This window comes from Actinomadura sp. 6K520 (assembly GCF_004349245.1).
GTDB lineage: Bacteria > Actinomycetota > Actinomycetes > Streptosporangiales > Streptosporangiaceae > Spirillospora.
This window is the reverse complement of record NZ_SMLC01000087.1, coordinates 1-14,327: the sequence shown is the minus strand read 5'-3', so window position 1 is coordinate 14,327 and position 14,327 is coordinate 1. Positions and strand designations below refer to the sequence as shown.

Sequence of the window (14,327 nt, the reverse complement as noted above, 5' to 3'; positions counted from 1 at the left end):
CGCTGGGCTCGAATCAGACAGTGGGACGCCGTGATCGTGAACGTGGTGGCTCATCCGGCGGTATCCGGACAACGAAGGGAGGGACGTTGTGATGGCGCGTGAGACGGAAAAGGCCGGTGCGATCACTGGGCCGATGGAGTCGGTTACTGACGATCTGCCGAACGCTCGGCTCAATCACGCGGTTGGAGCGGGGCGGCTGCATCTGGCGGCCTTGGACGCGGTGCTCACCCATAGCGAGGACGCGCTGTCGTGTGGGTTGGTGAGCCGGGCGGGCGGCCCTCCGGTCCTGCTCGTGGTGAGCAGGTCTGACCGTGCGCGGTCGGTGATCGTGGGATGTGAGCGAGTCGACGGGGTTTGGTGGTTCGTCCGAACCGACTCCGATGAGCGGGTTGCACCAGTCGATGAGGTTGAGTCGGCTCCGGCGGTGCTAGTCGGCATGCTCGCCGGTAGAGGGGTCGACCTCCGATGACCACAGCTTCCCTGGTAGACGCATCGGTGCACCTGCGCTCACAGACGCTGACGAAAGCGTGCCCAGCCAGCGTGTATCTGACCCGCGCCCTCGTGCGGGAGGCCCTCGACGGGTGGGGCCTCACTGCCTACGCGTCCGATGCCTGTCAGATCATGGCTGAGCTTGCGGGGAATGCTGCGACGCTCTGTGAAGGCGACATGATCCGCGCTTGGGTGAGCCGGATCGACGCAGGGATAGAGCTGTGTGTGTGGGACGGACATCCCGGGCGTCCCAAGGTGCAGATGCCGCGCCATGGTACCGAGTGCGGGCGCGGCCTGATCATCGTCCAGGCGTTCGCGTCCGGTGGCTGGGGATGGTGCAGCCTGCGAGAGGGAAAGATCGTTTGGGCGCGCATCGCCATCGATTACGCGTTCATCATGGCCGCCGCGCGGAATGTTGGCCGCCCGGTAGTAGGTCCCTTGCCGCACGTCGATAGGCCGACCACGCCAGCGGCAACCCCATAGCGGCCCCCGCCCTGCGAGCGCGTTCCCACCGGCACCCCCAGCCTGGTAGGTCCCCCCGGCGCACGCAGGGCGGGCGGCAACCAACTCGGCTTGGCGGACAAGACGGGGCTCGGGACCTGGTGATGGCGTGACAGTGCCGGTGACGTCTGGTTTCCTGGTTCTACTACTCGTGTTGTCGAGCTGTTGGTAGGTCCTGATGTCGGATGACGCTGTTTATGCCCCGAAGTATGTCCGGATCATGGAGGCGCTCCGTCGTCGGATCAAGGACGGGACTTACCGCATTGGGGAGCCGATTCCGTCTGAGGCAATGCTGGGCCGGGAGTTCGGGGCGTCACGTCCGACCGTGGTCCGTGCGCTCAATGAAATGCAACTCCTCGGCGAGTTGCAGCGCGAACACGGGCGCGGGACGTTCGTCAAGGCTCCCCCGTCGTCGCGAGTGTCGGACAGCAGCCGGCCAGGCCTGGCTGTCCTGGATCGGCAGGAGACATCGGCGTCGGTCCGGGTTCTGGAGGTCGGCCGTCGTCCCGCGCCGAATTCGGTGGCCATGCTGCTTGGCCTGGCCGAGTCTGCCCCCGTCCACCTGCGGCGATACGTCGGGCTTTATGAGTCCATCGCCAGTGAGTTGGTATCGCTGTGGGCTCCTCTCGATGTCGCTCGGGCGGCGGGCCTGGACCAAGAGGGACCTTTGGCCGTCCCGGTGCGCGAGTTGCTGACGGCGGGCACCAAGGAACGGCTGACCCGGGTTGATGAGCGTCTGAGGGCTCGGCGTCCCACCGATCAAGAGCGAGAGTCACTCTCCTTGGCCGAGGGTGAACCAGTGCTCTCGGTGCTCGGCTCGGTGGTGGACTCGTCCGGGCGCGCCGTCCTGGTCGTGGACCTCGCCCTACCGGGCTCGCTGCACGTACTGGAAGACAGCTTCCCTCTGTGACCCAAATCACTCGATAAGTCGTCTTACGCTCCTTGCAAGTTGGCCGTTGTCACGTACCCTCTTCATAGGGCAACTCGACAAGGCGAGTTGTCGACAGAAGGAACGATCGACAGGAGCAACCGCACATGGCGATCCAGGGACGGATTCCCGTGAGCTTCGGGGACGTGTTCCCCCACGGGGTGTACGCAACGGGTCCGGCGGAACCGCTGACCAACTTCGAGACCAAGCGGCAGGAGACCGACAAGGAGAGCGGCCTCCCGGTCTGGGTCGTGGACGTCTACGACGCCGACCCGGACGCGAACCACAAGGCGTCAGCGATCAAGGTCAAGATCGGCGCGCAGGTGTGCCCGGTCGTCCCCGAACCGGCGTTCGGTCCGTTCCGGCCGGTGGAGTTCGACGGCCTGACGGTCACGCCCTACATCGAGGAGTCCGGCCGGATGCCCAACGGTGACCCCCGTGTGCGGGTGGCCTACTCCTTCCGGGCTCGCGCCGTCCGCGCTCCCGGTGGCAAGGGTGCCGCTCGTCCCGCGTCGGCCAAGGACGCTGCCTGATGGCGGGCGGGCGCATGTCGGCGCTGTCCCTGCCCATCGACACGACGGCGAGTGTGCAGTTCAAGCCGTTCCGGGCGCGTACGCCGCTGTTCACAGTCAAGGCGGGGCGGGTGCTGGTCACCCTCACCCTTCCCGAGCGACTCAACGCCGGGGATGTGGAGTTCGCCAGGGCGCTGGCTGAGCAGGCGGCGGCGTACGCGGTGGAGGTCGAGCGGCTGTACCGCTCCGGTCGCCGCTCCTCGTCGGGCCGGTCGGCGGGGAAGGGTGTGGCTGCCTGATGGACGCCTACAGCTACACCACAGTCAATGTCGACCCGGACGGTACGGCATCGGTAGACGTGACCTTGCGTCCGGATGAGCGGGTCTCGCTGCTGTGCATGCGTGACCGTGGCCAGCTCGTGATCTCGCACGCACAGGCGCACGTGACCATCACCCCGACCAACCCGACGGCCCCGACCGCCGAAGACCTGGCCGTCGCGCGCAAGCTCGCCGAGTTGTTCGCGCGGTACGCGGCCGAGGTGGAACGGCTCCACGTCCTCAACGGCGCTTCGGCGCCTGGCGCGCCGGTCGACTCGGCGACCTGACAAGCGAGTGGGGCGGCTGGAGGTCGCATCTCCGGCCGCCCCTTCTCCTCTCCCCTGAACTGCTCAAAGAAGAGGTGTGACCCATCATGGCATGGGAGTTCCGCAAGCTCGCCCCCGGCGAAAACGTCGCCGTCGAAACCCAGCGTGACCCGTTCGCGGCCCCGAAGTGGGCGCCTCCGGTGTGGCACATGCCCGAGGGCCTGGTCCTCATCGTCAACGCCCTCCGCTTCCTCGTCCGCGTCCTGGTGTTCCTGGTCCGCAACATCGTCCCCGTCTCCATCGCGGCCGCGCTCGGCTGGCTCGGCTACGCCTGCGGATGGACCGTCCCCGTCCTGGTCCTGGCCCTCGTCGCCGTGGGCCTGGGCGTGTGGGCGGGGGTGGACCGTCCGTCCTTCGTCCGCTGGATCGCCCGTCCCGTCCAGTCCTGGTGGCGCCTCACCTTCGTCTACCGGCGGCACTGGCAACCCGTCCTGGTCACGGCCGGGCTCACCAAAGTGCATAAGGGGCGGGAGTACCTGCCCTCCGTGGTCCGGGTCCGTTCCGGCCCGACGTGTGATCGGGTGCTGGTCCGCATGCTCAAAGGCCAAGCGCCGGACGCGTGGGAGCGGGTCACGGCCAACCTGGCGCATGGCTTCGGCGCGTCGCTGGTCCGGGTGCGGGATGGGGACCGTCCGGGGCGGGTCTGGTTGGAGTTCGTCCGCCGTGATGCCCTCGCCGAACCGATACCGGCTCTCCCCGTCCCGGACGCCTGCGAGGTGGACCTGTCCGGGCTGGTGGTCGGGCGGTGTGAGGACGGCTCACCGTGGCGGCTGCGGCTCCTCGGCACGCACGTGTTGATCGCGGGGGCGACGGGGGCCGGCAAGGGCTCGGTCATCTGGTCCACCCTCCGCGCGCTGCTGCCGCTCATGCTCGGCGGGCTGGTGGAGGTGTGGGCCGTCGACCCGAAACGCATGGAGCTGAGCTTTGGGCGGGTGCTGTTCGAGCGGTACGGGCGGTACTCCTCCGATCCCAAGGGCGGCATGGTCGATCTGCTGGAGGCGGCGGCCCAGGACATGAACGCCCGCGCCGAACGGTTCGCGGGTGTCACGCGGTCGTTCGCTCCGTCGCGTGAGTTCCCGTTCCGGGTGATCGTGGTGGATGAGCTGGCGTTCCTGACCGCCTACTGCCCTGAGCGTGACCTTCGCAAGCGGGCCGAGTCGGCGTTGGCGGTGCTGACCTCGCAGGGGCGGTCGGTGGGGTACTGCGTGATCGGGGCGCAGCAGGACGCGCGCAAAGAGGTCAACAACCTGCGCAACCTGTTCCCCGACCGCATCGCCCTGCGCCTGGACGAAGACGAACAGGTCGACATGGTCCTTGGCGACGGTGCCCGCGACCGCGGCGCCCTGGCCGACCAGATCTCATTCGTCCCGCAGATCGGCGCGGGGGTCGGGTTCGTCCGGCTGGAAACCTCCCCCGACCCGGTGCGGGTGCGGGCCGCGTACGTGTCCGATGCCGATATCCGCGCGATGGTCGCGCTCGGCCTGCCCGATGTGGAGGCGGCGTGACCAAACCCTCGGTCCACGTCACCCAACCCGCCCTCGACGCTCCCGACGAGCCTGAGCCGGAACCGGTGGTCAAGACGCTGCCTCCGCTGGCGCGGGGGGTGCTGGAAGCGGTCGCGGTCGAACACGGCGTCTGCATCCGCCCCGTGCCCATGCGGCGGGTCGACCTGAACACCGGGACGGCCGAGGTCGTGTACGTCCCGTGCGGTCACACCCTGGCCTCGGTCTGTCCGTCCTGCGCCGAACGCAAGCGCAAGCTTCGGGCCGTCCAGTGCAGCCAGGGCTGGCACTTGGACACCGAACCCCAGATCAACCGCGCTGACCCCGATGACGAGCAACGCGCCTGGATGGAACTGCGGGCACAAGCTCAAGCGTCCCGTGACCGTGCGGCCGAGGACGGTACTGCGGACGGCGAAGACTCCGAGTTCTGGGACGCGGTTCTTCGTGACCTCGACCATGAACTTGAACGGTCGGGCGTGCGCGGTGCGCTCAAGACCGGTGAGGAGTGCAAGAGCCGGCGGACCCGGTCGACCCGTAGGCGGCAGGATGCGCCAGACCTTCCCCGGCGGCCGGTCGACTCCCGCACCGTGGGCAAGGTGTTCCGAGGTAAGGACGGCAAGACGTTCCGGCCCTCGATCTTCCTCACCCTGACGCTGGACTCCTACGGGCGGGTGCGCTCGGACGGAACCCCGGTCGCCCCCTCCACGTACGACTACACGCGGGCGGCGCGGGACGCGTTGCACTTCTCCAAGCTCATAGACCGGTTCGTGCAGAACCTGCGCCGCTTCGTCGGCCATGACGTGCAGTACTTCGCGGCCGTCGAACCACAAAAGCGGCTCGCTCCCCACCTGCACATGGCCATTCGCGGCACGATCTCGCGTGCTGAACTGCGGCAAGTGGTGGCCGCGACGTATCACCAGGTGTGGTGGCCTCCGACTGACCGCGTCGTCTTCTCCGGGGATCACCTGCCGGTCTGGGACGACCTTGCGGGCGAGAGCGGCGGCTACCTCGACCCGGTAACCGGTGAGGTCCTGCCCACCTGGGATGAAGCGCTAGACGCGCTCGGCCTGGATGAGGACGCCGAACCCCTGCACGTGGTGAAGTTCGGGCGGCAGATCGACGCTCAGGGAGTGCTGGCCGACTCCCCGCAGTCCCGCAAGCTGATCGGCTACCTGACCAAGTACCTCGTCAAGGGCGTCGCCGAATGCCACAACGCCGAGACCAGCGCGCAGCGTGAACACGTCGACCGGATGGCCGAAGCACTTCGCTACGAGCCGTGCTCGCCCACGTGCGCGAACTGGCTGCGCTACGGCGTCCAGCCCAAGAATCCCCGAAAGGGCCTCACGCCCGGCTACTGCAAGGGCAAGGCACACCGCCGCGAACACCTCGGCTACGGCGGCCGCCGCGTCCTGGTCTCCCGCAAGTGGTCGGGAAAGACCCTCGCCGATCACAAAGCCGACCGCAAAGCCTGGGTCCTGGCGCGGCTGGCTGAGGCCGGTGTCCCCGTCACCAACCCGGCCGATCCCAACGCCGTCCACGTCTGGGAACGCGCGGGGCCCGGCGACCCGGACGTCAAGCCGGTCGAAGCGAGGCTCATGCACTTGATCAACGAACGCATCACCCGGCGGGCCCAACTCGACCGGGCAACCCAGAACCCCACTCCCGAACTTTCGGCAACTCCGGAGGCGGCGTGAAAGAGGAGACGGTGCCCACGATCGGGCCGAAGTTGTTGCGGGTGCCCCAAGTCATGGAGGCGCTGCAACTCGGCCGGTGGAAGGTATACGAGCTGATCCGCTCGGGCGCTCTGGAATCGGTCAAGGTCGGCCGTGATCGGCGTGTTCCTGCCGATGCCGTCGACGCGTTCATAGCTGCTCTTAGAGAGGACGCGGCCTGATGGCTGAGCGTAGAAAGCCCACGCGGCGGGCGAACGGCGAAGGAACGATCTTCCAACGTAAGGATGGGCGCTGGGTCGGTGAGGCGTACGTCCTGACCACGGAAGGCACAACCAAGCGCATCACGCGGTACGGCAAGACCCGGACGGAGGTGCACAACAAGCTTGTTGAGGCTCAGCAGAAGTCGAGCCGTGGCGTGCCGGTGGCCAACAAGGCGTGGAAGGTGGGCGAGTACCTCGACTACTGGCTAGAAGAGGTGGTGCGGCCGTCCAAGCGGTGGAACACCTACAAGAAGTACGAGCAGACTTCGCGGCTGTACCTCAAGCCGGGTCTCGGCAATCAGCGGCTTGACCGTCTCCGGGTGGCCAAGGTTCAGACCTTCCTGAACCAACAGGTCAAAGACGGTCAGTCGCTGGCCATGGTTCACATCATGCGCATGGTCCTCGGGGCGGCCCTGACACGGGCAACGCGGGAAGAGCTGATCTCGATCAATGTCGCTCGGCTGACGACACTTCCTCCGGCTCCCTCCCACAAGTCCAAGCCATGGACGGCGGACGAAGCTCGGGCCTTCCTGTACGCCGCGCGACACGAACCGCTATACCCAGCGTTCGTCCTGCTGATGGTCTACGGCTTGCGCCGGGGTGAGGTGTTGGGGCTCGGCTGGGATGACCTGGATCTTGATGAGCTGGTGATGCAAGTGTCCTGGCAGTTGCAGCGCATCGACGGGAAGCTCACTCGGACTCGGGTCAAGACCGATGCCGGGGACCGTCCGCTTCCCGTCCTCCCGATCATCTATGAGGCGTTCATCGAACTGGCCGATCGGCAGATGTACGCCAAGCGCAGGGCGGGCGCGAACTGGGTAGAGAGCGGCCTCGTGTTCACCACGCGTAACGGCGGGCCGATCGAGCCTCGCAACCTGTCGCGGGCCTTCGAGAGGATCTGTGCCAACGCGCGACTTCGCCGCATCCGGCTTCATGACCTCCGGCACGTGACGGCCACGCTCCTTAAGAGGCTGGGCGTGCCCGCGCGGGATGCTGCTGCGATCCTCGGTCACGCGAAGATCTCTACGACGATGGAGATCTACACCGACAGCGACATGGACGACCACCGGACCGGACTCGGCAAGGTCGCGGGCGAACTGTTCGGGACGCCGGAAAGCTGAGCCGTTGCTGTCACTACTGCTGTCAAAAGCCCCCACCGGTTACCTGGTGGGGGCTCTGAACTGGTGGGCCTAGGAGGACTTGAACCTCCGGCCTCATCCTTATCAGGGATGCGCTCTAACCGACTGAGCTATAGGCCCGGGTTGTGCCGCTGGTCTGGCGGCGCAACGAGAGGTTACCCCATCTGGCGGGGCAACCGGAAATCGATTACTCGGCCTCCTTGAGGGTCACCTCGACGCCGCCGACGAGGTCGGCGGCGAGGTTGTAGATGACGGAGCCGACCGTGGAGAGGGCGGTGATGAGGAGGACGTTGAGGGCGCCGACGAGGACGGTGTAGCCGAAGATGCGGAAGAAGGAGAACCAGTTGCCCGCGTCGACGGCCCCGGTGGTCTCGCCCTGCTCTCGGGTGAGGCTGTTGATCGTGTCGCTGATGGCGTCGAACACGCCGAGGGCGGACAGGATCGTGTAGAGGACGATGACGGCGACGAGGAGGATGACGAAGCAGACGACGGACATGACGAAGCTGAACTTCATCACCGACCACGGTTCGAGCCGGGCGAGTTGCAGCTGGGCCTTGCGGGCGGGTTTGCCGTCGGCGGGTTTGGCGGAGGTGGTCGCCGACGACGTGAAGGGGCGGTCCTTGAGGACCGTGCGGGCGAAGCTGGGGCGGTTCGGTTTGGCCGGGGCGGTCGTGCCCGCGGCGTTGGACGAGTTGCCCGAGGCCGGTGGCGGGGTGCCCGCGTTGAACGGTGTGGCGGACCGCTGCGTACGTTCTGTGGAAACCGATGCGGACGGCTCGGCGGGCTTGGCCCAGCCCGCCGAGCCGGAGGAGGACGACGAGGCGGTGGGCTTGTCGGCCGGGGCGGCGGCCTTCGGGACGGCGGGCTTCTCGGCCGGCGCGCTCGCCGGCTCGGCGTCCTCGTCCTTGGGCGGCGGCTCGGTGGTGTCCTTGACCGGGGCGATCTCCGGCGCGGGCGGCTCCGGCTCGTCCTTGACGGACGCGAGGTCGCTCCGCGTCTCCTCCGTGCCGGGCTTCGGCGCAGCCTTGGCGTCCTTCTCGGCCGTGTCGATCTCGACGGTCGTCTCGTCCCGGCCGGACTTGGCGGACGCGGCGGCCACCGTCTTGCTCGGCTTCCCGGCGGGCTTCTTGCCGGATTCGGGCTTCTTGCCGGAGGCCCCGGCGCCGGGGCGGCCCGCGCCGGGCCCACCGGCGCCGGGCCCGCCCTTGCTCTTGCCGGGCTCGGTGCTCACGTGTCCTCCTGGCCTGTCGGCTCGGTTCCAGGGGAGGGGCTGGGCGCCTCACTCACCACCGTCGCTCCCCTCGGCGTCGTCTGAGTCCTCCACGATGGACTCTACGTTCCTGGCAATGGCCACGACGCTGTCCCCGTCCGCGAGGTTCATCAGGCGGACGCCCATGGTCTGCCTGCCGGACTGCTTGATCTCCGCGGCGGTGGTGCGGATGACGCCCCCGTTGGACGTCATCGCGAACACCTCGTCGTCCGGTCCCACCATGAGGGCCCCTACCAACGTTCCCCGCGATTCAACGATCTTAGCGGTGAGGACACCCTTACCCCCACGGCCCTGGAGAGGGTACTGGTCGATCGGAGTCCGCTTGGCGTAGCCGCCCTGGGTGGCGACCAGGACGTCCTGGGAGGTGTCCTGCACAACCAGCATGTTAAGGACTTCCTGAGTTTCTTCGAAACGCATGCCGATGACGCCGGACGTGGCGCGTCCCATCGGCCGCAGCGACTCGTCGTCGGCGCGGAAGCGGATCGCCTGGGCGCCGGTGGAGACCATCAGCAGGTCGTCGTCGGACGAGACGAGCCGCGCCGCGATGACCTCGTCGTCGTCGACGAGGTTGATGGCGATGATGCCGCCGGTGCGGGGCGAGTCGAAGTCGCGCAGGACGGTCTTCTTGACGCGGCCCTTCTTGGTGCCGAGGACGAGGTAGGGCGCCACCTCGTAGTCGCGCAGGTCCATGACCTGGGCGATGTGCTCGTCCGGCTGGAAGGCCAGCAGGTTCGCGACGTGCTGGCCGCGCGAGTCCCGGCCGGCGTCGGGCAGTTCGTACGCCTTGGCGCGGTAGACGCGGCCCTTGTTGGTGAAGAACAGGATCCAGTGGTGCGTCGTGGTGACGAAGAACTGGTCGACGATGTCGTCCTGCTTGAGCTGCGCGCCGCGCACGCCCTTGCCGCCGCGGCGCTGCGCCCGGTACAGGTCGGTCTTGGTGCGCTTGGCGTAGCCGCCGCGGGTGATGGTGACGACGACGTCCTCTTCGGCGATGAGGTCCTCGTACGACACGTCCCCGTCGAACGGGATGATCTCGGTCCGGCGCTCGTCGCCGAACTTCTCGACGATGGGGGCGAGCTCGTCGCCGACGATCTGGCGCTGCCGCACGGGCGAGGCCAGGATGTCGTTGTAGTCGGCGATCTCCGCCATGAGCTTGTCGTACTCGTCGGTGATCTGCTGGCGTTCCAGGGCGGCGAGCTTGCGCAGCTGCATGTCGAGGATGGCCTGCGCCTGGATCTCGTCGATCTCCAGCAGCTCCATCAGGCCGCGCTGCGCCGCCTGCGCGGACGGCGAGCGGCGGATGAGCGCGATGACCTCGTCGATGCGGTCGAGGGCCTTGAGCAGGGCGCGCAGGATGTGGGCGCGCTCCTCGGCCTTGCGGAGCAGGAACCGGGTGCGGCGGACGATGACGTCGATCTGGTGCGTGACCCAGTGCCGGACGAACTGGTCGATGCGCAGGGTGCGCGGCACGCCGTCGACGAGCGCGAGCATGTTCGCGCCGAACGTCTCCTGGAGCTGGGTCTGCTTGTACAGGTTGTTCAGGACGATCTTGGCGACGGCGTCCCGCTTGAGGACGATGACGAGGCGCTGCCCCGTCCGGCCGGACGTCTCGTCGCGGACGTCGGCGATGCCGTCGAGCTTGCCGTCCTTCACCAGGTCGGCGATCTTGAGGGCGAGGTTGTCCGGGTTGACCTGGTAGGGCAGCTCGGTCACGACGAGGCAGGTACGACCCTGGATCTCCTCGACGTCCACCACGGCGCGCATCGTGATGGATCCGCGGCCGGTGCGGTACGCCTCCTCGATGCCCTTGCGGCCGACGATGAGCCCGGCGGTCGGGAAGTCGGGGCCCTTGACCCGCTCGATCAGCGCATCGAGCAGCTCGTCGTCGGAGGCGCCGAAGTTGTCCAGGTACCAGCGGACGCCGTCGGCGACCTCGCGCAGGTTGTGCGGCGGGATGTTGGTGGCCATCCCGACCGCGATGCCGGCGGACCCGTTGACCAGCAGGTTCGGGTACCGCGACGGGAGGACGTCCGGTTCCTGGGAGCGGCCGTCGTAGTTGGGGGAGAAGTCGACGGTCTCCTTGTCGATGTCGCGCAGGAGCTCCATCGCGAGCGGCGCCATGCGGCACTCGGTGTACCGCATGGCCGCGGCGGGGTCGTTGCCGCGCGACCCGAAGTTGCCGTTGCCGTCGACCAGCGGGTACCGCATCGACCAGGGCTGCGCCAGCCGGACGAGGGCGTCGTAGATGGCGGAGTCGCCGTGCGGGTGGTAGTTCCCCATGACGTCGCCGACGACGCGGGCGCACTTGAAGTAGCCGCGGTCGGGCCGGTACCCGCCGTCGTACATCGCGTAGAGGACGCGGCGGTGGACGGGCTTGAGGCCGTCGCGGACCTCGGGCAGGGCGCGTGCCACGATGACCGACATCGCGTAGTCGAGGTAGCTCTTCTGCATCTCGACCTGGATGTCGACCGGTTCTATCCGCTCGCCCGGGTGGCCGCCCTCTGTGGTCACGTCCGTCACTCTGAAGACCTTTTCTGCTCGGTGGGATGCGCGTGCGGTCGCCTCTGGGAGTCAGGCCGCTGGGAGCCCGGCCGAGGCCCGCACGTCAGATGTCGAGGAAGCGCACGTCCTTGGCGTTGCGCTGGATGAACTCCCGGCGGGGCTCGACCTCCTCGCCCATGAGCACGCTGAACAGCTCGTCGGCCTGCGCGGCGTCGTCGAGCTGGACCTGCAGCAGGACCCGGTTGTCGGGGTCCATCGTGGTGTCCCACAGCTCGTTGGCGTTCATCTCGCCGAGGCCCTTGAAGCGCTGCACCTGGTCGCGGGGGCGGGGGTCGCGCTTGCCCGCGGCGATCCCGGCCTCGATGATCGCGTCCCGTTCGGCGTCGGAGTAGGCGTAGTCGGCCTCCGTCCCCCGCGCATCCCACTTGATCTTGTAGAGCGGGGGCTGGGACAGGTAGACGTGCCCGGCCTCGATCAGCGGCTTCATGAACCGGAACAGCAGCGTCAGCAGCAGCGTGTTGATGTGGTGGCCGTCGACGTCCGCGTCCGACATCAAGATGATCTTGTGGTAGCGGAGCCGCTCGATGTCGAACTCGTCGTGCACTCCGGTGCCGAGCGCGGTGATGATCGCCTGTACCTCGGCGTTCTTCAGGATCTTGTCGATCCTGGCCTTCTCCACGTTCAGGATCTTGCCGCGGATCGGCAGGATCGCCTGGAAGTGCGGGTCGCGGCCGCCCTTGGCCGAGCCGCCCGCCGAGTCGCCCTCGACGATGTACAGCTCCGACTTGCGCGGGTCGGTGGACTGGCAGTCCGACAGCTTGCCGGGCAGCGACGTCGACTCCAGCAGGCTCTTGCGGCGGGTCAGGTCGCGCGCCTGCCGCGCCGCCACCCGCGCCCGCGCCGCCTGCGACGCCTTGTTGATGATCTCCTTGGCCTCGCCGGGGTTCTCCTCGAACCAGTCGCGCAGGTAGACGTTGCAGGCCCGCTGCACGAACGACTTGGCCTCGGTGTTGCCGAGCTTGGTCTTGGTCTGCCCCTCGAACTGCGGGTCGGCCAGCTTGATCGAGATGATCGCGGTGAGGCCCTCGCGGACGTCCTCGCCGGTGAGGTTGTCGTCCTTGTCGCGCAGGAGCCCCTTGTCGCGGGCGTACCGGTTGACGATCGTCGTGAGCGCCGCCCGGAACCCCTCCTCGTGCGTGCCGCCCTCCGCGGTGTTGATCGTGTTGGCGAAGGTGTGCACGGACTCGGCGTAGGTCGCGTTCCACTGCATCGCGATCTCGAGCGACATGCCGGTGGTGTCGTCGCTGAAGTACACGACCGACTCGTGGACGGCGTCCTTGCGCGCGTTGATGTAGCGGACGAAGTCCTCGATGCCGCCCTCGTAGAGGTACCGGACGACCTTCGGCTCACCGTTGATGTAGTCGGGACGCTCGTCCCGCAGGGTGATGGCCAGGTTGCGGTTGAGGAACGCCATCTCCTGCATGCGGCGGGAGAGGGTCTCGAAGTTCCATTCGAGCGTCTCGAAGATCTCGCCGTCCGGCCAGAACGTGATGAGGGTGCCGGTCTCTTCGGTCGGCTCGCCCTTGCGGAGCTCGGTCTCCGGCCCGCGCCACGTGTACGACTGGCGCCACACGTGGCCGCTGGTGCGGACCTCCGCCTCCATCCGGGTGGACAGCGCGTTCACCACGGCGGATCCGACACCGTGCAGGCCGCCCGATACGGCGTAGGACTTGCCGTCGAACTTGCCGCCCGCGTGCAGCGTGGTCAGCACCAGTTCGATGGCCGGCCGCTTCTCCACGGGGTGCTCGCCCACGGGAATGCCGCGGCCGTTGTCGAGCACGCTCACGCCGCCGTCGGCCATCAGCGTCACCACGATGTCGTCGGCGTAGCCGGCGAGGGCCTCGTCGACCGCGTTGTCGACGATCTCGTAGACGAGGTGGTGCAGGCCGCGCTCACCGGTCGAGCCGATGTACATGCCCGGGCGCTTGCGAACCGCCTCAAGCCCTTCAAGGACAGTGATCGAACTAGCGTCGTACGCCAAAGGAGATCCTCCTGCCGGGGATGTCTGCCGCTCCGCGCCCGAGGGAGGCGCGGTGTGCCCCGTAACACACATGAGGGCACCCGGTTGTGCTCTGTTCGTCTTGGTCAGAGCCTCGGGCGCCCGGTGGCGGCGCAGCATCCTGAACCGATTTCATTCTACCGGGTCACGAGGCGGAAAGTGGCACTCAAGGGCGCTGTATGCGCGTGTGGCGGCCGACTGGCCCTGGAGCCACACCCCCCTATATGTCCCGGGGGATTCTCTGTCCTGCGTGGCGCTGGCTGCTGAACTCACCTCCCGGCTCCCCGAACAGATGTTCCCACCCGAGCCGGACCCCCGTCGGATCGGGACGGCGGGCGCGTTCGGCGGCTGCTTCATCGGCTCAGCGGACACGCCAGGCGCCGGGCCGGCGCGGGCCGGACGAGGGGCCGACCACCTTCACCCGGCGGACGGTGCCGTGCCCGAGTTCCTCGTTCAGCCTCCTGACGAGAGTGGACGACAGCAGGCGCAACTGCGTCGCCCACGTCGTCGAGTCGGCGGTGACGGTGAGCTCCCCGTCCTCGAAGTGCTCCGGCCGGGTGTGCTCGGCGAGGTCCGCGCCGACGATGCCGGCCCAGTTGCCGAACACGCCGCCGACGGCCGCCCGCTGCTCCCAGCCGCGGGAGGCCATCAGGTCACGGATGGCCGCGCCGAACAGCTTGGGGTCACCGCCGCGCCCGGGATCCCGCGTCCGCACGACCCGTCCGGCGCCCTTTCGCCTGCCGTTCTGCCCGGGAAGCGTGCCCCGTTTCAGAGCATCCGCCTTCGCCTGCGCAAGCGCCTCCCGAGCAAGCTCGATCCCCGACTTGGCCGGCGCCCCCTCCCCCGAGG

At 68.0% G+C, this 14,327-nt stretch carries 13 protein-coding genes and 1 tRNA gene; 9 read left to right on the top strand and 5 right to left on the bottom strand.

All coding sequences use genetic code 11. From position 1 onward, the window contains the following. Positions 1-465: 465 nt before the first annotated feature. The 9 genes from E1289_RS22180 (at position 466) to E1289_RS22140 (ending at position 7,629) form a co-directional block, all read left to right on the top strand. Complete coding sequence (locus E1289_RS22180) at positions 466-972, top strand: ATP-binding protein (protein ID WP_131983153.1); 507 nt, start codon at positions 466-468, stop codon at positions 970-972. Between the two features lie 196 nt (positions 973-1,168). Beyond that, positions 1,169-1,900 (top strand): GntR family transcriptional regulator, encoded by a 732-nt coding sequence (locus E1289_RS22175; protein WP_131983151.1) that lies wholly within the window; start codon positions 1,169-1,171, stop codon positions 1,898-1,900. Between the two features lie 125 nt (positions 1,901-2,025). Next, positions 2,026-2,451 (top strand): plasmid replication, integration and excision activator, encoded by a 426-nt coding sequence (locus E1289_RS22170; protein ID WP_131983149.1) that lies wholly within the window; start codon positions 2,026-2,028, stop codon positions 2,449-2,451. Next, positions 2,451-2,729, top strand: coding sequence for a hypothetical protein (locus E1289_RS22165; protein ID WP_131983147.1), 279 nt, complete (start codon positions 2,451-2,453; stop codon positions 2,727-2,729). The genes E1289_RS22170 and E1289_RS22165 overlap by 1 nt, the downstream gene beginning before the upstream one ends. Then, positions 2,729-3,034, top strand: a complete 306-nt coding sequence (locus E1289_RS22160) for a hypothetical protein (RefSeq protein ID WP_131983145.1) — start codon at positions 2,729-2,731, stop codon at positions 3,032-3,034. Before E1289_RS22165 ends, E1289_RS22160 begins: the two co-directional genes overlap by 1 nt. An 86-nt stretch (positions 3,035-3,120) precedes the next feature. Further along, the gene (locus E1289_RS22155; protein ID WP_243713061.1) at positions 3,121-4,578 is read left to right on the top strand and encodes an FtsK/SpoIIIE domain-containing protein; all 1,458 of its coding nucleotides are present in this window, start codon (positions 3,121-3,123) and stop codon (positions 4,576-4,578) included. Beyond that, positions 4,575-6,269, top strand: a complete 1,695-nt coding sequence (locus E1289_RS22150; RefSeq protein WP_347813588.1) for a replication initiator — start codon at positions 4,575-4,577, stop codon at positions 6,267-6,269. Before E1289_RS22155 ends, E1289_RS22150 begins: the two co-directional genes overlap by 4 nt. Next, entirely contained in the window at positions 6,266-6,469 is a 204-nt protein-coding gene (locus tag E1289_RS22145; protein ID WP_243713059.1) for a helix-turn-helix domain-containing protein, read from the top strand. Before E1289_RS22150 ends, E1289_RS22145 begins: the two co-directional genes overlap by 4 nt. Next, positions 6,469-7,629, top strand: coding sequence for a site-specific integrase (locus E1289_RS22140; protein ID WP_131983143.1), 1,161 nt, complete (start codon positions 6,469-6,471; stop codon positions 7,627-7,629). Before E1289_RS22145 ends, E1289_RS22140 begins: the two co-directional genes overlap by 1 nt. A gap of 61 nt (positions 7,630-7,690) precedes the next feature. Here E1289_RS22140 and E1289_RS22135 read toward each other — a convergent pair. From E1289_RS22135 to E1289_RS22115, 5 genes are all read right to left on the bottom strand, one after another. After that, positions 7,691-7,767, bottom strand: a tRNA-Ile gene (locus E1289_RS22135). A 67-nt stretch (positions 7,768-7,834) separates the two neighbouring features. Continuing rightward, positions 7,835-8,878: a DUF3566 domain-containing protein gene (locus tag E1289_RS39725; RefSeq protein WP_243713057.1), complete on the bottom strand. Its 1,044-nt coding sequence runs from the start codon at positions 8,876-8,878 to the stop codon at positions 7,835-7,837. Between the two features lie 48 nt (positions 8,879-8,926). Then, entirely contained in the window at positions 8,927-11,437 is a 2,511-nt protein-coding gene (gyrA, locus tag E1289_RS22125; protein ID WP_131983140.1) for a DNA gyrase subunit A, read from the bottom strand. An 85-nt stretch (positions 11,438-11,522) separates the two neighbouring features. Continuing rightward, complete coding sequence (gene gyrB, locus E1289_RS22120; protein WP_131983138.1) at positions 11,523-13,460, bottom strand: DNA topoisomerase (ATP-hydrolyzing) subunit B; 1,938 nt, start codon at positions 13,458-13,460, stop codon at positions 11,523-11,525. A 379-nt stretch (positions 13,461-13,839) separates the two neighbouring features. Continuing rightward, positions 13,840-14,327, bottom strand: a 488-nt coding sequence (locus E1289_RS22115; protein WP_243713055.1) for a DciA family protein, incomplete at its 5' end; no start/stop codon positions are given.